We start from the raw sequence: 17,404 nt of genomic DNA on the forward strand, positions 1-17,404 counted from the left end.
GAGGCATTGTCCCGGGGCCTTTCGATCAGGAAAACTTTAAATATCTGATCAATGGAATAAGATTGGCTGATGATCAATATCAGCCCGCGCCAGCTGGAGGTCTTCGTGCAGATCGCCCGCCTGGGCAGCGTCCGCGCCGCCGCCGAGGCCCTGCACCTGACCCAGCCGGCCGCGAGCATGGCCCTGGCCGAGATGGAGCGGCAGCTGGACGCCCCTGTATTCGCCCGCGAGCGGGGCCGGCTGCGGCTGAACACCCGCGGCCGCGAGCTGCTGCCGCTGGCGCAGGAGCTGCTGGAGCGCTACGCCGAATTCGGCCGCCTGGGCCGCGGCGGCGCCGCCTCGCTGGCGGGCGAGCTGCGCATCGGCGCCAGCAATACGGTGGGCAATTACCTGGTCGGCGCGCTGCTGGGGGATTTCGTGCGGGCGCATCCGCAGGTGGCGATCCGTTTGCGCGTGGCCAATACCGATGCGATCGCCGCCGCCTTGCTCGCGCACGAACTGGACGTGGGCTGCGTGGAAGGGCCGGTGGTGCATCCCGCGCTGGAGATGGAGCCGTGGCGCGACGACATCCTGGTGGTGTGCGCCTCGCCCGACCATCCGCTGGCCCGCCGCGGCCAGCTGCGGCCGCAGGACTTCGCCGGCGCGCGCTGGGTGCTGCGCGAACCCGGCTCGGCCACGCGCGCCAGCAACGAACGCGTGCTGGCCCAGCTGCCGCCGGGCGAGACCGTGCTGGAGCTGGATCAGATCGAAGCGATCAAGCAGGCGGTGGTGGCGGGGCTGGGCATCGCCTGTTTGCCGGCGGTGGCGGTGACCGACGCATTGGCGACCGGGCGCCTGGAAGCGCTGCATACGCCGTTCCTGGATCTGCGGCGCAAGCTGTTCCTGCTGACGCAGCGGGAGAAGTATCGCGGGGCCTTGCTGGATGCGTTTCTGGTCAACGCGCGAGCCTGACGTAGGTTGGGGTGAGCGCAGCGAACCCCAGCGATGCGGCGGCGCACAGGTCTGTTGGGGTTCGCCTTTGGCTCACCCCAACCTACAGGTCTGGTCGACGTGCTTCAGCAGGTGATGCGCGACAGCAGATCTTCCGCTTCCTCATGCGTCCGGCAACGCAGGATCGCTGGCGCCAGCCGCCGCAGACCCTTGTGGTTGAGCGCCGCGATGCGGTCGCGCACATGCAGCAGCTGGCTGGAGTGCATGCTGAATTCGCACAGGCCCAGCGCCAGCAGCAGGGCGGTGAACTTGGTGTCGCCGCCGATCTCGCCGCACAGGCTCACCGGCTTGCCGGCGCGGCGGCCGCTGGTGATCACGTAGGAGATCAGCCGCAGCAGGGCCGGCTGCAGCGGGTTGTAGATATTGTCGAGCGCGTCGTTGCCGCGGTCCGAGGCCAGCACGTACTGCGCCAGGTCGTTGGTGCCGATGGCGAGGAAGTCCGCGTGCTCCAGCAGCGAGCGCACGTTGATGGCCGCCGCGGGCACTTCGATCATTGCGCCGAGCTGCAGTTTTTCCGGCAGGTCGATGTTTTCGCGCTTCAAGTCCTGGCGCGCCAGCTTGAACAGCGTGCGCACGGCGATCAGCTCGTCCGGCTGGGTGACCATCGGCACCAGCACGCGCACGGGGCCGTAGCAGGCGGCGCGCAGGATGGCGCGGATCTGCGTGGTGAACACCGCCGGATAGCGCAGCGACAGGCGCACGCCGCGCACGCCCAGCGCGGGGTTTTCTTCGCCGCGCAATGCCAGTCCCGCGGCGTCCGCCTTGTCCGCGCCCAGGTCCAGCGTGCGGATGGTCACCGGCAGGCCGCCCATGCCCAGCACCAGGTCGCGGTAGGCGATGAACTGCTCGTCCTCGGACGGCAGGCCCTTGTGGCGCAGGAACAGGAATTCGGTGCGGTACAGGCCCACGCCGTCGGCGCCGCGCGAACGCGCCATGGCGATGTCGGCGCTGGTCTCGGCATTGGCGAGCAGGCGGATGTCGGTGCCGTCGCGGGTGCGCGTGGGCGCATTCGCCAGCGAGGCCAGGCGGCGGCCTTCCTGCTGCGCCTCGCGCTGCCAGGCGCGGTAGCGGGCCAGGTCCTGCGCGGTGGGATGCACCACCGCTTCGCCGCGTTCGGCATCGAGCAGGATCAGGTCGTCGTCGTGGATGGTGGCGAGCGCGTCGCGTACGCCCACCAGCATGGGCAGGTCCAGGCTGCGCGCCAGGATCGCGCTGTGCGAATACGGGCTGCCGGAGCTGGCCACCACGCCGAGCAGGCCATTGCCGGCCAGTTGCGCCATGTCGGCCGGCGCGATGGTGTCGGCGATCAGGATCTCGCCCACGCGCGCGGCGAGCTTGCGCTCCTCGCGGCTGGTCTGGCGCTGCAGGGCGGAGATGACGCGGTTGATGACCTGGTCGACGTCTTCCTTGCGGCTGCGCAGGTAGGGGTCGTCCATCGCTTCGAACACCGCGGCGAGGCGGTCGCGCTGTTTCTTAAGCGCGGCGCCGGGGCGGTAGTGGCCGATGCGGACCAGGTCGTCCAGGCCGCGCAGCAGTTCCTGGTCGTCCAGCAGCAGGCTGTGCGCGTCGATGAATTCGTTGACTTCGCGCGCCAGCGCGCCGTGCAGCTTGCCGCGCAGTTCGCGTAGTTCCTGGCGGGCGGTGTCGAGCGCGCGGTGGAGTTTTTCCAGCTCGGCGTCGACTTCGTCCTCGGCCAGCGGACGCGTGTCGACCAGATAGCGGCTCGGCTGCACCAGCCGCGCGCGGCCCAGGGCCATGCCGCGGGAGGCGTTGGAGCCGGGCAGCACGTGCCTCATGCGGCGGCTCCATGGCGGCGGACCGGCAACGAAGCGTGCGGCGCGCCTTGCGGCGTGCGGCGGTTCAAGCTTCGTGTCCTCTGCGCCATGGGCAACTCCACATCAGGCTCCTTCGTCGAACTTCCGGTCGAACAGGTCCACCACCGCGTCCAGCGCCTGCTCTTCGTCCGCGCCTTCGGCGCGCACGGTGAGCGGGGTGCCGATGCCGGCGGCCAGCATCATCACGCCCATGATGCTTTGCGCATTGACCTCGCGGCCCTTGCTGATCAGCCACACGGTGGATTTGAAACCCTGCACGAGCTGCACCAGCTTGGCCGATGCGCGGGCGTGCAGCCCCAGTTTGTTGGATACGACAATCTCTTTTTCAAGCATGGTCGATGAAGATTCCTCCGCGGCCGCCGCTGGCAGCCACTTCCGCCAGTTCGTCCAGCGGCTTTTCGGCATAGTTGAGAACGCGCAGCAGCATCGGCAGGTTCAGGCCCGAGACGCAGCGCAGGTGGACGCCGAGCTTGCCCAGCGACAGGCCGATATTGCACGGCGTGGCGCCGTACAGGTCGGCCAGCACCAGCACGCCGTCGCCGGTGTCCAGCTCGCGCGCATGCCTGGCGGTGAGGGTGCGCATCACGTCCGGATCGGCCGAGGGCGGCACTTCCACGGCCTCCACCTGCAACGGCAGCTTGGGCAGCACGTGGTGGGCGGCGGAGATCAGCGCATGGCCGACCGCCTCGTGGGTCATCAGCAGCACGCCGACGCTCATGGCCGGACTCCTGCGCTAAGTAAGGATTGAGCCTTCATCACTCGAGCTCGCGATGGAAGGTGAGGGCGCCTTCGTGCCGCGCCCGGTAGTGGGCGGCAAGCCGCTCCACCAGGTAGACCGAACGATGCCGCCCGCCGGTGCAGCCGATCGCCACGGTGACGTAGCTGCGGTCGTCCGAGGCGAAGCGCGGCAGCCAGGCGTCGAGCCAGCGCACGGTGTCGTCGAAGTATTCCTCCACCAGCGGCTGCGCTTCCAGGTATTCGCGCACCGGCGCGTCCTTGCCGGACAGCGGCCGCAGGCGCGGTTCCCAGTGCGGATTGGGCAGGCAGCGCGCGTCGAACACGAAGTCGGCGTCCAGCGGCAGGCCGCGGCGGTAGGCGAAGGAGGTGAACATCAGGGTCAAGCCGTCGGTGGCCTGGGCGTAGTCGGTGGCGATCAGGCGGCGCAGCTGGTGCACGTTCAATTCGCTGGAATCGATCACCTTCTCGGCGATGGCGATCAGCGGACGCAGCAGCTTGCGTTCCTCCGCGATGGCGTCGGACAGCGACAGGCCCAGCACCGAGAGCGGATGGCGCCGGCGCGTTTCGGAATAGCGCTTGATCAGCACTTCGTCGCGGCAGTCGATGAAGACCAGGTGCACCTGCACGCCCGCCGCCGCCAGCTCGGACAGCACGGTGGGCATGCGCAGGAAATCCTCGCCGCGGTTGCGCACGTCCACACCCACCGCGATGTTCTGGCGGCGCCCGGCCACCGCGCCGTGGCTCACTGCGGCCACCAGCTCGGGCAGCAGGGCGGTGGGCAGGTTGTCGACGCAGTAGAACTCCAGGTCTTCCAGCGCGCGCAGCGCGACGGTCTTGCCGCCGCCGGACATGCCGGTGAGCACGATCAGGTGGATCGCGTCGGGCTGGTGGATGTCGGAAGTCAGGAAAGCATTGCTCATGCGTGTCACCACGGGGGCAGGCGGCGCATCTGGTGGGCCTGCCGGTCGATGAAGGTCTGGGCGGGATCGATGCCCTTGCTTTTCAGCATATGGTTGCGCACCGCCGCTTCCACCAGCACCGCGAGGTTGCGGCCGGGCGCGACGGGAATGGTGATCATCGGCACCGCCACCTCGAAGATGTCGCGGTGGCCGACGTCGCCGGTGAGGCGGGTGAGGCCGTCGGTGTCCTCGCCTTCGCGCATGGGCTTCAAGTGCACCACCAGGCGCAGGTACTTGGACGGCTTCACCGCGGTGTGGCCGAACATCTCGCGCACGTTGAGCACGCCCAGGCCGCGCACTTCCAGAAGATCCTGCAGCAGCTCGGGGCAGGTGCCGTCGATCACGTCCGGCGCGATCAGGGTGAATTCGGTGGCGTCGTCGGCGACCAGGCGGTGGCCGCGGCTGATCAGTTCCAGCGCCAGCTCGCTCTTGCCGGAGCCGGATTCGCCGGTGATCAGCACGCCGATGGAGAACACCTCCAGGAACACGCCGTGCAGGGTGACCTTCGGCGCCAGCATGCGCGCCAGGTGGTACTGCATCCAGGTGAGCAGCTCGTGGCCGCGCTTGGAGCTGATCCACAGCGGGGTGTTGGTTTCCTCGGCCACCTCGCGCAGGTCGGGGGGAATGGCCTGGTCCTTGGTGACGATCATCGCCACCGGCTGGTAGGCGGCGATCTTGTTGATCGCTTCCCAGCGCTGGCGCGAATCCAGGGCGTCGAGGAAATTCAGCTCCTCGGTGCCGATGATCTGGATCTTGTTCGGATAGATGACGTTGAGATAGCCGATCAGCGAAGGACGCCGCGACGCGGTCACGCCGCGCTCGAGCACCCGCGATTCGCCGCGCATGCCGGCCACCCAGCGCAGGGCCATGCGCTCGTGCACGCCATCGTAGAGTTGTCGGGCGGTAAGCCGGTCCAAACCGAATCCTTTGCACCGCGTGATGCCCGGCAGGGGCCGGCGGCGATGGCGCACATTGTGCCAGTTCGGACGGTTTGGTGCGCCGCAAGACGGCACGGGCTGGGGCCGGGCTTGGGAGCGGCCCGCCCCGGCGGGCGGGGCGGGCCGGCGAGGTTCAGCCGTACTGGCGTTCCTCGCGCACTTCGCGCTGGTGCTTGTCGCACACCTTGTCGCGGTGCTTGCGCAGCTGCGCCACCAGCTTGTCGAACATGTTGTCGATGGAGACGTACATGTCCGATTCGGTGGCTTCCGCGTGGAGCGGTGCGGCGCCGGGGACTTTGAGCGTGCCTTCGCAGCGTTGCTGCAGCTTGTCGACGGAGAGGACGACGCTCAATTCGAGGAGTCTGCTTTCGAGGCGGGTAAGTCGCTCACAGTGGCCGTTCACGCGTTCGCGAAGGGCCTGGGTGATCTCGATCTTCTGGCCGCTGAGCTGGACTTGCATGGTGCGCCTCCTCTGGTACTGCCGCATGACGCGGCGTGGGTCGATGCGCCGGTGCCGGATGGTCGCCGACACATCACAGTCATCTCTTGGTATGGGGACGCTTTCCATCCCGCCAAGTTCCCGTCCAGGCGCACTTGCGCGCCGGTCAACCTGCCCGCTGGCGCTCGCTGGAGCTGGGAATTCGCATGGCCTCCCGATATTTGGCGACCGTGCGGCGCGCCACCTGGATGCCCTTGCGGTGCAGTTCCTCGGCGATGGCCTGGTCGGACAGGGGTTTGCGCGGGTCTTCCGCGTCGATCAGCTTGCGCAGCATGGCCTGAATGGCGGTGGCGGATGCACTGCCGCCGTCTTCCGTGGACACGCCGCTGGAAAAGAAGTGCTTCAGCTCGAAGGTGCCCCGCGGCGTATGGATGTACTTGCGGGTGGTGACGCGGGAAATGGTGGACTCGTGCATGCCCACTTCCTCGGCCACCTCGCGCAGCACCAGCGGATGCATGGCCTCGGGGCCGTAGTCGAGGAAGGCGCTCTGCCGGCGCACGATGGCCTCGGCCACCTTGAGCAGGGTCTCGGCGCGCGATTCCAGGCTCTTGATCAGCCAGCGGGCCTCCTGCAGCTGGCCGCGCATCCAGCTGGCGTCTTCGCCGCGGGCCTGCGCGATGAGGTTGCAGTAGTGCTGGTTCAGGCCCAGCCGCGGCTGGCAGTCGGGATTGAGGCTGACGCGCCAGCGGCCGCTGTCCTTGCGCGCGTAGACGTCGGGCGCGACGTATTCCACCGGGGTGACGTCGAGCGCGGCGCCGGGGCGCGGGTCCAGGCTGCGGATCAGCATGGCCGCGGCGTGGGTTTCCTCGTCGCTGGCGCGCAGTCGGCGCGACAGGCGGGCGATGTCGTTGCGCGCCAGCAGCTCAAGCTCGCTGTCGACGATGCGCAGCGCCAGCTCGCGCTGAGGCAGGTCCGGATCGAACTGCTCCAGCTGCACGCGCAGGCAGTCGCGCAGGTCCAGGCTGGCCACGCCGGTGGGATCGAAGCGCTGCACCTGGCGGCGCACGGCGTCGACTTCCTCGACGGTGGCCTTGAGGTCGGCCGGCACCGCGGCGGTGACCGATTCCAGCGTCTCGCCCAGATAACCGTCCGCATTGAGCGCATCGATGATGATCGCGGCGATGGTGCGCTCGCGCAGGCTCATGTGGGTGAGGTTGAGCTGCCACAGCAGGTGTTCCTGCAGGGTCTCCGGCGCGGCGTTCTGCGGTTCGAAGTGGTCCTCGTCGCCGCCGCTGCTGCGGCTGCCGCCGGCGGAGGAGAAGTCGATGGGTTCTTCGGCGTTGCCGCCGGATTCGCTCCAGTCGGCCGGCTCGTCGCCGCTGTCGCCGTCGTTGGCGGAGGTGGCAGCCTCGGTGGGGGCGTCGAAGGTGGCGGCCTCGCCATCGCCTTCGCTGTCGCCCTCGTTGGCGGCGTCCTCGGAGAACTCCAGCAGCGGGTTGCTCTCGGCGATCTGGCGCAGCTCGGCCTCCAGCTCCAGCTGCGACAGCTGCAGAAGGCGGATCGCCTGCTGCAATTGCGGCGTCAGGGTGAGCTGTTGATTGAGGCGAAACTGCAGTCCGGGTTTCATGCCACTGTTTTGAATGAGCCCAAAGGCTTGGATGAGCTTCGGGTCATCCTAACCCCTAGGGGGAGGAGCGGCCATAGGTTCCCGCCGATCCTCGCGTAGGCCGAATGGCTGAATGTGACGGCGCGCGCACCGCGGCCATCAGGAAAGCCTTACAGCCTGAATTCGCGGCCCAGATAGACCTCGCGTACTTTCTCGTCGGCCAGGATGTGCGCCGGCGTGCCGCGCGACAGCACTTCGCCGTCGTTGAGGATGTAGGCGCGGTCGCAGATGCCCAGCGTCTCACGTACGTTGTGATCGGTGATCAGCACGCCGATGCCGCGCTCCTTCAAGTGCCGCACGATGCGCTGGATCTCGCCCACCGAAATCGGGTCGACGCCGGCGAAGGGTTCGTCCAGCAGCATGTAGCGCGGCTCGGCGGCCAGCGCGCGGGCGATCTCCACGCGGCGGCGCTCGCCGCCGGAGAGGCTGATGCCGCGCTGGTCGGCGATGTGCGCGATCTTCAGCTCGTCGAGCAGGCTTTCCAGCTCGGTGGCGCGCTGCTTGGCGCCGAGGTTCTCGCGCAGTTCCAGCACGGCCATGATGTTGTCGGCCACGGTGAGGCGGCGGAACACCGACGGTTCCTGCGGCAGGTAGCCGATGCCCAGCTTGGCGCGCGCATGCATCGGCAGGCCGGTGATGTCGTACTTGTCGAGCTTGATGGTGCCGGCGTCGGCCTCGATCAGGCCCACCACCATGTAGAAGCAGGTGGTCTTGCCGGCGCCGTTGGGACCGAGCAGGCCCACCACCTCGCCTTCGCGGATGGAAAAAGCGAAGTCGCGCACCACCTGGCGCGCGCGGAAGCGTTTCTGCAGGCCTTCGGCGGACAGCATCGATTACTTACCCGCGGCCGAAGCCGCCGTGGCCGGCTTGGGGGCCGAACTGGCCGGTGCCGGCGCGGCCGGCTTGGCGGCGGGCGCCGTAGCGGCCGGCTTGGGCTTGGGCAGGAAGGTGCCGTGGACCAGGCCGTCGCCGCCGGACTCGCCGGTGATCAGGCTGGTGTCGGTGTTGTAGGTGATCTTGTCGCCGTGGAATTCACCGCGGCCTTGCTGGGTCACCTTGGCGTTGCCGGTGAGCACGGCGATGCCGTTGATGTTGTCGTAGTCGAGCTGGGCGGCGTCGCCCTGCATCAGGTTGTTGTTCTCGTCCAGCTGCTGGATGTGCGCCTGGCTGCCGGTGACCACCACGCGCGAGATCTGGGTGTCCTTGTCCAGGTAGACCTTGGCCTCGGCGCCGGTGATCAGCAGGGTGCCCTGGGTCAGCTTCACGTTGCCGGTAAGCGTGGTGATGCTGTTGGGCGCGTTGTAGGCGTTGGTCGACTTGGCGGTGAAATTCATCGGCTGGCTGCGGTCGTCCTTCTTGGCCAGCGCAAGGGCCGGCAGCAGGGCGAGGGTGGCCAGCGCGAACAGGAGGCGGCTACGCATGAGGTCAGGACTTCCGTTTGCGCGGCGGGAACGAGCCGTGGCTGTCATCGAGCAGCTCCAGGTGATTGTCAGTGAGGTTGGCACGCATGCCGACGCCGCTCATTCTACTGTCGCCTTGCGTCAACTGTGCCGGCTCGGCCGTTTCCATGCGGTTCTCCTTGGGCCAGGCGGTGACCTCGGAGGTATGCAGTTCGGCCTGCGGCGTGTCGCCGTAGGCGGGACGGTGCATGTAGACCGGCCCCTGCAGCTTGAGCAGGGTGCCGCTCTTGTCCACCCAGCCGTAGCGGGATTCGCCCTTCCAGTCCGGCACGCCGGGCTGCTTGGCCGGGAGCTCGAACTTGGGCGAGTCGAGGTAGAGCGAGTCGTCGCCTTCGCGGCGGTCCAGGCGCGGGCCGGTGACGCGGAAGGTCGGGTGGCCGTCCTCGCCGTACACATAGCCCTTGAAGTCGGCCAGGGTGTAGCCGGAACGCGGCGGGCCGATGAAGTCGTTGGGCTTGGGCGCCGGCCCCAGCCACCACAGCAGCAGCTGGCTGAGCACGGCGGCGCCGCCGACCAGGACGATCGCGACCGTCAGCCGACGGTCGCGCAGGTAATCGCGAAGACTCACTGCCAGCGCCCCCGTTCCTGCTCGGCCTTGCCCTGGGCGAGCAGGATCAGGTCGCACACTTCGCGCGCGGCGCCCATGCCGCCGGTCTTGGCCGTACGCCAGTGCGCCTGCTCGGCCACCCAGGGGTGGGCATTGGCCACGGCCACGGCCAGGCCGGCCTGGCGCATCGGCGGCAGGTCGGGCAGGTCGTCGCCGACGAAGGCGGCCTGCTCGGCCTCCAGGCCCAGCGCGGCCAGCAGTTCGCGGAAGCAGGCGAGCTTGTCGCGCTGGCCCTGGTAGACGTGGGCGATGTTCAGTTCCTCGGCGCGCAGCGCGACCGGGTGGCTGATGCGCGCGGTGATCAGGGCCACCTGCACGCCGTGCGCCTGCAGCAGCTTCAGGCCCAGGCCGTCATGTACGTGGAAGACCTTGGTCTCGCGCCCGTCCTCGCCGTACCACAGGCGGCCGTCGGTGAGGGTGCCATCCACGTCGAAGACCGCGAGCCGGATCCTGGCGGCGCGGGCGAGCAGTTCGGCGGGCAGATGGTCGAGGTAATGGGCCACGGGGAAGTCTGGTCAGGGGCTCGGGGGAGGGCCGGGTCAACGGCCCGGCCGGCAGAACGCATGGGGCGGCGAAGCGTTGTCCGGCGGCGCGGCTGCCCGCGCCAGCCAGGCATCACACCACGCGCGCGCGGAGCAGATCATGAATGTTCAGCGCGCCGACCACCCGCTGCGCCTCGTCCACCACCAGCAGGGCGTGAATCTGATGCTTTTCCATCATCTGCGCGGCTTCGATCGCCAGCTTGTCGGCGCCGATGGTCTTGGGGCCGCGGGTCATCAGCTCGGCCACGGTGGCGCCGCGCAGGTCGACGTCCTCGTCGTCCAGGGCGCGGCGCAGGTCGCCGTCGGTGAATACGCCGAGCAGGCGCTGTTCGGCGTCGACCACGGCGGTCATGCCCAGGTGCTTGCGGGTCATTTCCATCAGCGCGGCGGTGAGCGAGGCGTCCGGCGCCACCCTCGGAATGCCCTCGCCGGTGTGCATGACGTCGCCGATGTGCAGCAGCAGGCGGCGCCCCAGGCTGCCGGCCGGATGCGAGCGGGCGAAGTCCTCGGAGGTGAAGCCGCGCGCCTCCAGCAGGGCGATGGCCAGGGCGTCGCCCATCACCAGCGCCGCGGTGGTGCTGGCGGTCGGGGCCAGGCCCAGCGGGCAGGCTTCGGCCGAGATGCTCGCGTCCAGGTGCACGTCGGCCTGGTCGGCCAGGGAGGAGCGCTCGTTGCCGGTGATGGCGATCAGCGGAATGCCCTGGCGCTTGAGCACCGGCAGGATGAACAGCACCTCGTCGGTCTCGCCCGAATTGGACAGCGCCAGCACGATGTCCTGCGGCAGGATCATGCCCAGGTCGCCATGGCTGGCCTCGCCAGGATGCACGAAGAACGCCGGCGTGCCGGTGGAAGCGAGGGTGGCGGCGATCTTGCGGCCGACGTGGCCGGACTTGCCCATGCCGGTGACCACCACGCGCCCGGCGCAGCCCAGGATCATGCGGCAGGCCTCCACGAAGGAGGGGCCGATGCGCGGTTCCAGCGCGCGGATCGAAGCCGCCTCGGTGGCGATCACCGTGCGGGCGCTGCGCACCAGGGCATCGGCGTCGAGCAGGGCGGGCTTGGCGGGCGGGGCGACGTGGGCGTTCATGCGTTCTCGGGTGGCGGGCCGTGCGGCGGTGGTGCCGGTGACGGCGGGCGACGGTCAGCCAAGGCTTCCCGTGTGATTCAAAGGCTTGGCTGGGACGAAACCGGGCCGAAGGGCCGCGCATCGTTTCTGTGACAGCGGATTTCCATTACCATGGCATATTCGCATTTTATCGTCACGGTCGGCGCCGATGTGGTCCTGATGAGGGATTCCGCAAGCCCAGGCGCCGGTGACCCACGACTGGATTCCCGATGGACGCTGCCACCATACAGGCAATGATCGAACAAGGCCTGCCCGGTGCGCAGGCGCAGGTTTCCGGCGACGACGGCGTGCATTTCGAGGCGGAAGTGGTGGCGGCGCAGTTTGCCGGCAAGCTCCCCCTGGCGCGCCATCGCCTGGTCTACGGCACGCTGGGCGAGCTGATGGGCGGTGCGATCCACGCCCTGGCGCTGAAGACCCTGACCCCCGAGGAAGCCGCGGCGCGCCGCTGACGGCCGTCGCCCGGTTCCAAGAACACCCCCAAGGACAAGAATGGCCAAGATCCTGATCAGCGGCGGCGTGCCGCTCAATGGCGAGGTCGGTATTTCCGGCGCCAAGAACGCGGTGCTGCCGATCCTCGCCTCCTGCCTGCTCGCCGACGAGCCGGTGACCATCAGCAACGTGCCGCACCTGCACGACGTCACCACCTTCATCGAGCTGCTCGGCCAGATGGGCGTGCAGCTGGTGCTGGACGACCGCATGAAGATGCACGTCGACCCGCGCTCCACCGATCGCCACGTGGCGCCGTACGACCTGGTGCGCACCATGCGCGCCTCGATCCTGGTGCTGGGCCCGCTGGTGGCACGCTTCGGCCAGGCCGAGGTCTCGCTGCCCGGCGGCTGCGCGATCGGTTCGCGCCCGGTGGACCAGCACATCCGCGGCCTGCAGGCGCTGGGCGCCGAGGTGAGCGTGGAAAACGGCTTCATCAAGGCCAAGGCCAGCCGCCTGAAGGGCGCCCGCATCGTGATGGACATGGTCACCGTCACCGGCACCGAGAACATCATGATGGCCGCGGCGCTCGCGCAGGGCACCAGCATCATCGAGAACGCGGCGCAGGAACCGGAAGTGGTGGACCTGGCCAACTGCCTGATCGCCATGGGCGCGCAGATCGAGGGCGCCGGCAGCTCCACCCTCACCATCCACGGCGTCGAGCGCCTGCACGGCGCGCAATACGAAGTGCTGCCGGACCGCATCGAGACCGGCACCTTCCTGGTCGGCGCGGCGATGACCGGCGGCAAGGTGCGCGCCCGCAACGCGCGCGCCAACACGCTGGACTCGGTACTGGCCAAGCTGGAAGAAGCTGGCGCGCACATCAACACCGGCCCGGACTGGATCGAGCTGGACATGCAGGGCCGTCGCCCGAAGGCGGTGAACATCACCACCGCGCCGTACCCGGCGTTTCCGACCGACATGCAGGCGCAGTTCACCGCGCTCAACTGCGTGGCCGAGGGCGTGGGCGTCATCACCGAGACGGTGTTCGAGAACCGCTTCATGCACGCGCACGAGCTGCAGCGCCTGGGCGCGGACATCCGCCTGGAAGGCAACACCGCGATCATCAAGGGCGTGGACAAGATGAGCGGCGCGCCGATCATGGCCACCGACCTGCGCGCCTCCGCCTGCCTGGTGCTGGCCGGCCTGGTCGCGGACGGCGACACCACGGTGGACCGCGTGTACCACATCGACCGCGGCTACGAGAACATCGAGGAAAAGCTCGGCGTGCTCGGCGCGAAGATCCGCCGCCTGCCGTCCTGAGGCGACAAAAAAAAAGCCGGCATCGCTGCCGGCTTTTTTCATGAAGGGAGTGCGCTGTCCGCGCGCTCCCTTTTTTATCGCCTGCTTTTATCGGCCGGCCTGGTAGCTCACCAGCTGCAGGGTGAGATTGCCGCCGTCGCTCTGGGTCAGCTTCACCGGCACCAGGTATTTCTGCGGCACGTACCAGGCGCTGAAGCTCTGGTCCTTGTCGGTGCGCTCCACGCGCTGCGCCTTGAAGCTGCCGGCCGGCACTTTCACGTCGTCGTTGCCGGCGACCTTGAACTGCTGGTTCTCGACGTTGCGCTTCACCGCCACCGGCAGGGTCACCGCCTGCTTGCCGTCGTGCAGCGCCAGGCCGATGGCGTAGGGCGCGGTGTTGCGGTCGACCATGCCCGGCGCGGCGGCGTAGGTTTCCGCGCCCTTGCCGTCGTCGACGCTCACCTGCTTGCTGTTCCAGTCCACGCGGGTGGTGCGCTGCTTGCTCTTGATCGACGCGTTCATGCGGTAGTCGTAGGCCACGGTTTCCGGCGCGTTGTTGTTCCAGCGAAAGCGTGTGATCTCGCTGGAGCTGGCGCCCAGCGCCGCGGCCAGGCCGCCGGTGCCGCGCGTCTGGTTGCTGTATTCCCAGCCGAGCGCGGTGGACTTGAGGCTGATGGTGGCTTCGCCGATCACCTGGTCGCCCTGCAGCACCTGGTAGGTGGCGGTGAACGGCGTGGGCGTGGTGGCGGCGAACGCGGCGGAAGCGGAGAGGGCCAGCGCGAGACCGGCCAGGAACTTGCGGGGAGAGGTGAGGGTAGCCATGGCGGGGCAGTCTACGCGCGCCGGCTGAATGACTCGTTGGGCGTCGATCAAGACCGCGTCAGCGGACCAGCTCGTCCCCGCGCAGTTCCAGCGGCGAGGACAAGCGCTCGCCATCCAGCGCCACGCCATCCGGCGCCGCATAAGCCAGCCGCCCGGCGGCAATCATCCGCACCACCGCCGGCAGCAACCGGTGCTCATAGGCGAGCAGCCGCTGCGCCAGCAGGTCTTCGTGATCGCCGGCCTCGATGCCGATGCGCGCCTGTGCGATCACCGGCCCGCCATCCAGCTCCGCGGTCACGTAATGCACGCTGGCGCCGTGTTCCGCATCGCCCGCTTCCAGCGCGCGGCGATGCGTATGCAGGCCGCGGTACTTCGGCAGCAGCGAGGGATGGATGTTGATCATCCGCCCCACCCACGGGTGCAGCGCCTCGCCGTCGAGAATGCGCATGTAGCCGGCCAGCACCAGCAGGTCGGCGCCCGTGGCTTCGATGCGCGAGAACAAGTCCAGATCGAACGCGCGGCGCGACGGATACGCCTTCGGATTCAGCACCAGCCGCGGAATGCCCGCCGCCTCGGCCAGCTCCAGCGCGCCGGCCTGCGCCTTGTCGCTGCCGACCAGCACGAACTCCACCGGCAGCTTGCCGGCGTCGCGCGCGGCGATCAGGGCCTGCAGGTTGCTGCCGCGTCCGGAAGCGAGGACGGCGATGCGAAGAGGAGAGGACATGCGCGGGGCCGGGTATTCAGGCCGCGCGATCGCAGGGGATCGCGCGGCGATGGAAGAGAAAAAGAGCGGACCGGCTCAGCCGATGTGCACGCGCTCGTCGCCCTGCGCCGGCACCACTTCGCCGATCACCGAGCTGGCCAGGCCATGCTTGTGCAGCAGCGCGGCGGCGGCGGCCACGGCGTCGCGCGGCAGGATCACGGTAAAGCCCACGCCGCAGTTGAAGGTGCGCCACATTTCCTCGCGCGCCACCTTGCCTTCGCGCATCAGCCAGTCGAACACCGGCGGCAGCACGATGGCGGCGGCGTCCAGCGCCAGGCCCAGGCCGTCGGGTACCACGCGGATGATGTTTTCCTTCAGCCCGCCACCCGTGATGTGGGCCATGCCATGCACTGGCGCGGATTTGAGCAGTTCCAGCATCGGCTTGACGTAGATCGTGGTCGGCGCCATCAGCGCGTCGGCCAGCGTGACGCCGCCCAGGTCCAGCTCCAGCGGGCTGCCGGCTCGCTCGACGATCTTGCGGATCAGCGAATAGCCGTTGGAATGCGGGCCGGAGGAGGCCACGCCCAGGATCACGTCGCCGGCCACGATAGCCTCGCCGCTGAGCAGGGCGGATTTCTCCACCGCGCCGACGGTGAAGCCGGCCAGGTCGTATTCGCCCGGCGGGTACATGTCGGGCATTTCGGCGGTTTCGCCGCCGATCAGCGCGCAGCCGGCCAGTTCGCAGCCCTTGGCGATGCCGCCGACCACGGCCACCGTGGTGTCGACATCGAGCTTGCCGGTGGCGAAGTAGTCCAGGAAGAACAGCGGCTCCGCGCCCTGCACCAGCACGTCGTTGACGCACATGCCGACCAGGTCGATGCCGATGGTGTCGTGGCGGCCCAGCTGCTGGGCGAGCTTGAGCTTGGTGCCGACGCCGTCGGTGCCGGACACCAGCACCGGCTCCTTGTAGCGCCCGGCCAGGTCGAACAGGCCGCCGAAGCCGCCCAGGCCGCCCATCACTTCGGGGCGGAAGGTGCGCTTGACCAGGGGCTTGATGCGTTCGACCACGGCATTGCCCGCGTCGATATCGACACCGGCGGCGCGGTAGGTGAGTGCGTCGGACATGGCAGGAACCGGCGTGGAGAAACGCCCAATGATAGACGCTGGGGGCCGGATTGGGCAGACTGCGGAGCGTTTTCCCCGCCAGCCTTCCGAGCTTATGCGCCTGTCACGCCTGCTGTTCGTCGGCCTTCTGCTGGCCTTCCTGCTTCCCGCGGCGCACGCCCAGGGCCAGGTCTCGCCCTATACCGTCACCGTGCCGGTCGCCGACACCAGCGAGGCCAAGCGCGACGAGGCTTTCGGCGTGGCGCTCAGCCAGGTGCTGGCGCGCACCGCCGGCGGCCAGGACCTGCGCGGCAAGCCCGGCTACGACGACACCCTGAAATCGGCCTCCGGCATCGTGCAGCAGTACCAGTACCAGCGCGCCGCCGGCGGGCTGGCGCTGCAGGTCAGCTTCGACTCCGGCGCGGTGCAGCGGGCGGTCTCGCAGATGGGCGTGGCCGGCACCACCGGCAAGCCGCCGGTGCTGCTGCTGGTGCGCGACGCCAGCGGCAACGTGATGGACAAGGACGCCCTGGCGCCGCTGTCCCAGGCCGTGGCTCAGCGCGGCTACAACGTGGTGCTGGCCGACCCCGGCAAGAGCGCGGACGCTCCCTCGGTGGCCAGCGCGGAGCCCGACCAGATCTTCGGCCTGGCCCGCCAGTACAAGACCGGCCTGGTCCTGCTCGGCCAGCTGCGCGCCGACGGCGCGGACTGGAACCTGGTTTCCGGCGGCCCGCAGCAGAAGTGGAACAGCACCGGCGCACCCACTCAGCAGACCCTGGTCGACGCCGGCAACGCGCTGTCCGACCGCCTGGGCAAGCAGCTCAACGTGATCGGCTCCGGCAATGTCGCGGGCAAGCTGTGGGTGAGCGGCGTGGCTTCCGCGCTGGACTACGCCAACCTGCTGGCGACGCTGCGCGCCGACCCGATGGTGCGCGAGGTGGTGACGCTGAGCGCGCAGAACGACGGCATCCTGTTCGCCGTGAAGACCGGCCTGCCGCTCAACGTGATGGCCGGCAGCCTGACCGCTGGCGGCCGCCTGCTCGAAGCGGACGCCCACAGCGGCGCCGACGCCAGCCTGCGCTGGGTGCACTGAGTCTCCGGCGGCAGGGAGCGCGGCGATGCCTGGCGGGCCGCTCTCACCCTGGCGCCACCTGCCCAACGCGATCACGCTGCTGCGCATCCTGCTGGTCCCGCCGATCGGCTGGGCCATCCTGGCGCGCGAGCCGCGCCTGGCCCTGGGCCTGGTCGCGCTGGCCGGCTTCACCGACGGCCTGGACGGTTTCCTGGCGCGGCGCTGCGGCTGGCAGAGCCGGCTCGGCGGCATCCTCGATGCGGCGGCGGACAAGCTGCTGCTGGTCACCTGTTTCGTACTGCTGGCGCTGACCGGCCTCGCGCCGTGGTGGCTGGCGGCCCTGGTATGCGTGCGCGACGCGGTGATCGCCACCGGCGCGCTGGCCTGGCGGTTGCTGATCGGCCCGCTGCAGCCGGAGCCCAGCCTGGTCTCCAAGGCCTGCACCCTGCTGCAGATCGTCTATCTGCTGGGCATCCTGGCCGGGAGCGCCGGCTGGCGGCTGGCGGCGATGAACCCGCTGGCCTGGCTGGTCGCCGCGCTGTGCCTGGCCAGTGGCGCGGACTACGTCTGGCGCTGGTCGCGCCGGGCCCGCGCGGCACTGCGCTGACAGCGCCGCGCGCATCAGTCACACTTGCGCGTGAGGCCATGCCGCCTGGCAAGCCGCCCTCGCCACCT

20 protein-coding genes are annotated in these 17,404 nt (G+C 69.1%); 5 read left to right on the top strand and 15 right to left on the bottom strand.

The genetic code is table 11. The features are described from left to right. The first annotated feature begins 69 nt into the window (after positions 1-69). On the top strand, positions 70-951 hold the full coding sequence (locus tag FHW85_RS07780; RefSeq protein WP_168647891.1) for a LysR family transcriptional regulator: 882 nt from the start codon (positions 70-72) through the stop codon (positions 949-951). 104 nt (positions 952-1,055) lie between these two features. On the opposite strand, the gene ptsP is transcribed toward FHW85_RS07780, so the two are convergent. The 12 genes from ptsP to FHW85_RS07840 all read right to left on the bottom strand — a co-directional run bounded on the left by ptsP (position 1,056) and on the right by FHW85_RS07840 (position 11,261). Next, positions 1,056-2,786: a phosphoenolpyruvate--protein phosphotransferase gene (gene ptsP, locus FHW85_RS07785; RefSeq protein WP_167256611.1), complete on the bottom strand. Its 1,731-nt coding sequence runs from the start codon at positions 2,784-2,786 to the stop codon at positions 1,056-1,058. Positions 2,787-2,888: 102 nt separating this feature from the next. After that, positions 2,889-3,158, bottom strand: coding sequence for an HPr family phosphocarrier protein (locus tag FHW85_RS07790; protein ID WP_167256613.1), 270 nt, complete (start codon positions 3,156-3,158; stop codon positions 2,889-2,891). Then, positions 3,151-3,543, bottom strand: coding sequence for a PTS fructose IIA subunit family protein (locus FHW85_RS07795; protein WP_167256615.1), 393 nt, complete (start codon positions 3,541-3,543; stop codon positions 3,151-3,153). The genes FHW85_RS07790 and FHW85_RS07795 overlap by 8 nt, the downstream gene beginning before the upstream one ends. A gap of 37 nt (positions 3,544-3,580) precedes the next feature. Then, a complete protein-coding gene (gene rapZ, locus FHW85_RS07800; protein WP_167256616.1) occupies positions 3,581-4,483 on the bottom strand; it encodes an RNase adapter RapZ in 903 nt (300 codons plus the stop codon). Between the two features lie 5 nt (positions 4,484-4,488). Beyond that, complete coding sequence (gene hprK / locus FHW85_RS07805) at positions 4,489-5,439, bottom strand: HPr(Ser) kinase/phosphatase (protein WP_167256618.1); 951 nt, start codon at positions 5,437-5,439, stop codon at positions 4,489-4,491. 154 nt (positions 5,440-5,593) lie between these two features. Then, the gene (gene raiA, locus FHW85_RS07810; RefSeq protein WP_167256620.1) at positions 5,594-5,920 is read right to left on the bottom strand and encodes a ribosome-associated translation inhibitor RaiA; all 327 of its coding nucleotides are present in this window, start codon (positions 5,918-5,920) and stop codon (positions 5,594-5,596) included. Positions 5,921-6,065: 145 nt separating this feature from the next. After that, a complete protein-coding gene (locus FHW85_RS07815; RefSeq protein ID WP_167256622.1) occupies positions 6,066-7,526 on the bottom strand; it encodes an RNA polymerase factor sigma-54 in 1,461 nt (486 codons plus the stop codon). Positions 7,527-7,675: 149 nt separating this feature from the next. After that, the gene (gene lptB / locus FHW85_RS07820; RefSeq protein WP_167256624.1) at positions 7,676-8,395 is read right to left on the bottom strand and encodes an LPS export ABC transporter ATP-binding protein; all 720 of its coding nucleotides are present in this window, start codon (positions 8,393-8,395) and stop codon (positions 7,676-7,678) included. Positions 8,396-8,398: 3 nt separating this feature from the next. Continuing rightward, positions 8,399-8,986 carry a lipopolysaccharide transport periplasmic protein LptA gene (gene lptA / locus FHW85_RS07825; RefSeq protein WP_246866692.1) on the bottom strand — a complete coding sequence of 196 codons (588 nt, stop codon included), beginning with the start codon at positions 8,984-8,986 and terminating at the stop codon, positions 8,399-8,401. Positions 8,987-8,990: 4 nt separating this feature from the next. Next, complete coding sequence (lptC, locus tag FHW85_RS07830) at positions 8,991-9,593, bottom strand: LPS export ABC transporter periplasmic protein LptC (RefSeq protein ID WP_167256628.1); 603 nt, start codon at positions 9,591-9,593, stop codon at positions 8,991-8,993. After that, positions 9,590-10,135, bottom strand: coding sequence for an HAD family hydrolase (locus FHW85_RS07835; RefSeq protein ID WP_167256630.1), 546 nt, complete (start codon positions 10,133-10,135; stop codon positions 9,590-9,592). The genes lptC and FHW85_RS07835 overlap by 4 nt, the downstream gene beginning before the upstream one ends. Positions 10,136-10,247: 112 nt before the next feature. Continuing rightward, positions 10,248-11,261, bottom strand: coding sequence for a KpsF/GutQ family sugar-phosphate isomerase (locus FHW85_RS07840; protein ID WP_167256632.1), 1,014 nt, complete (start codon positions 11,259-11,261; stop codon positions 10,248-10,250). 248 nt (positions 11,262-11,509) lie between these two features. On the opposite strand from FHW85_RS07840, the gene FHW85_RS07845 reads away from it, so the two are divergent. Both FHW85_RS07845 and murA read left to right on the top strand, forming a co-directional pair. Further along, the gene (locus FHW85_RS07845) at positions 11,510-11,749 is read left to right on the top strand and encodes a BolA/IbaG family iron-sulfur metabolism protein (protein WP_026636810.1); all 240 of its coding nucleotides are present in this window, start codon (positions 11,510-11,512) and stop codon (positions 11,747-11,749) included. Between the two features lie 40 nt (positions 11,750-11,789). Further along, complete coding sequence (gene murA / locus FHW85_RS07850; RefSeq protein WP_167256634.1) at positions 11,790-13,049, top strand: UDP-N-acetylglucosamine 1-carboxyvinyltransferase; 1,260 nt, start codon at positions 11,790-11,792, stop codon at positions 13,047-13,049. A gap of 87 nt (positions 13,050-13,136) precedes the next feature. Here the strand turns inward: murA and FHW85_RS07855 are convergent, their stop codons facing one another. From FHW85_RS07855 to purM, 3 genes are all read right to left on the bottom strand, one after another. Further along, positions 13,137-13,850, bottom strand: coding sequence for a DUF3108 domain-containing protein (locus FHW85_RS07855; RefSeq protein WP_167256635.1), 714 nt, complete (start codon positions 13,848-13,850; stop codon positions 13,137-13,139). A gap of 58 nt (positions 13,851-13,908) precedes the next feature. After that, on the bottom strand, positions 13,909-14,574 hold the full coding sequence (purN, locus tag FHW85_RS07860; protein WP_168647893.1) for a phosphoribosylglycinamide formyltransferase: 666 nt from the start codon (positions 14,572-14,574) through the stop codon (positions 13,909-13,911). 75 nt (positions 14,575-14,649) lie between these two features. Next, positions 14,650-15,678 carry a phosphoribosylformylglycinamidine cyclo-ligase gene (gene purM / locus FHW85_RS07865; RefSeq protein ID WP_167256639.1) on the bottom strand — a complete coding sequence of 343 codons (1,029 nt, stop codon included), beginning with the start codon at positions 15,676-15,678 and terminating at the stop codon, positions 14,650-14,652. A 94-nt stretch (positions 15,679-15,772) separates the two neighbouring features. Here purM and FHW85_RS07870 point away from each other — a divergent pair, with 94 nt between their 5' ends. Beyond that, positions 15,773-16,750: a DUF2066 domain-containing protein gene (locus FHW85_RS07870; protein ID WP_167256641.1), complete on the top strand. Its 978-nt coding sequence runs from the start codon at positions 15,773-15,775 to the stop codon at positions 16,748-16,750. A 25-nt stretch (positions 16,751-16,775) separates the two neighbouring features. Further along, on the top strand, positions 16,776-17,336 hold the full coding sequence (locus FHW85_RS07875; RefSeq protein ID WP_168647894.1) for a CDP-alcohol phosphatidyltransferase family protein: 561 nt from the start codon (positions 16,776-16,778) through the stop codon (positions 17,334-17,336). Positions 17,337-17,404: the final 68 nt, after the last annotated feature.

Source organism: Dyella sp. SG609, from assembly GCF_012275375.1.
In the GTDB taxonomy this organism is placed as follows: Bacteria; Pseudomonadota; Gammaproteobacteria; order Xanthomonadales; family Rhodanobacteraceae; genus Dyella_D; species Dyella_D marensis.

What these genes read in the sequence shown, in the direction of transcription:
- FHW85_RS07780 (WP_168647891.1), top strand. Translation starts at nt 70, where the DNA reads ATGATCAATATCAGCCCGCGCCAGCTGGAGGTCTTCGTGCAGATCGCC.
- rapZ (WP_167256616.1), bottom strand. Translation starts at nt 4,483, where the DNA reads ATGAGCAATGCTTTCCTGACTTCCGACATCCACCAGCCCGACGCGATC.
- FHW85_RS07855 (WP_167256635.1), bottom strand. Translation starts at nt 13,850, where the DNA reads ATGGCTACCCTCACCTCTCCCCGCAAGTTCCTGGCCGGTCTCGCGCTG.
- purM (WP_167256639.1), bottom strand. Translation starts at nt 15,678, where the DNA reads ATGTCCGACGCACTCACCTACCGCGCCGCCGGTGTCGATATCGACGCG.
- FHW85_RS07795 (WP_167256615.1), bottom strand. Translation starts at nt 3,543, where the DNA reads ATGAGCGTCGGCGTGCTGCTGATGACCCACGAGGCGGTCGGCCATGCG.
- FHW85_RS07815 (WP_167256622.1), bottom strand. Translation starts at nt 7,526, where the DNA reads ATGAAACCCGGACTGCAGTTTCGCCTCAATCAACAGCTCACCCTGACG.
- ptsP (WP_167256611.1), bottom strand. Translation starts at nt 2,786, where the DNA reads ATGAGGCACGTGCTGCCCGGCTCCAACGCCTCCCGCGGCATGGCCCTG.
- murA (WP_167256634.1), top strand. Translation starts at nt 11,790, where the DNA reads ATGGCCAAGATCCTGATCAGCGGCGGCGTGCCGCTCAATGGCGAGGTC.
- purN (WP_168647893.1), bottom strand. Translation starts at nt 14,574, where the DNA reads ATGTCCTCTCCTCTTCGCATCGCCGTCCTCGCTTCCGGACGCGGCAGC.
- FHW85_RS07875 (WP_168647894.1), top strand. Translation starts at nt 16,776, where the DNA reads ATGCCTGGCGGGCCGCTCTCACCCTGGCGCCACCTGCCCAACGCGATC.
- FHW85_RS07845 (WP_026636810.1), top strand. Translation starts at nt 11,510, where the DNA reads ATGGACGCTGCCACCATACAGGCAATGATCGAACAAGGCCTGCCCGGT.
- raiA (WP_167256620.1), bottom strand. Translation starts at nt 5,920, where the DNA reads ATGCAAGTCCAGCTCAGCGGCCAGAAGATCGAGATCACCCAGGCCCTT.
- FHW85_RS07790 (WP_167256613.1), bottom strand. Translation starts at nt 3,158, where the DNA reads ATGCTTGAAAAAGAGATTGTCGTATCCAACAAACTGGGGCTGCACGCC.
- lptB (WP_167256624.1), bottom strand. Translation starts at nt 8,395, where the DNA reads ATGCTGTCCGCCGAAGGCCTGCAGAAACGCTTCCGCGCGCGCCAGGTG.
- FHW85_RS07870 (WP_167256641.1), top strand. Translation starts at nt 15,773, where the DNA reads ATGCGCCTGTCACGCCTGCTGTTCGTCGGCCTTCTGCTGGCCTTCCTG.
- lptA (WP_246866692.1), bottom strand. Translation starts at nt 8,986, where the DNA reads ATGCGTAGCCGCCTCCTGTTCGCGCTGGCCACCCTCGCCCTGCTGCCG.
- FHW85_RS07840 (WP_167256632.1), bottom strand. Translation starts at nt 11,261, where the DNA reads ATGAACGCCCACGTCGCCCCGCCCGCCAAGCCCGCCCTGCTCGACGCC.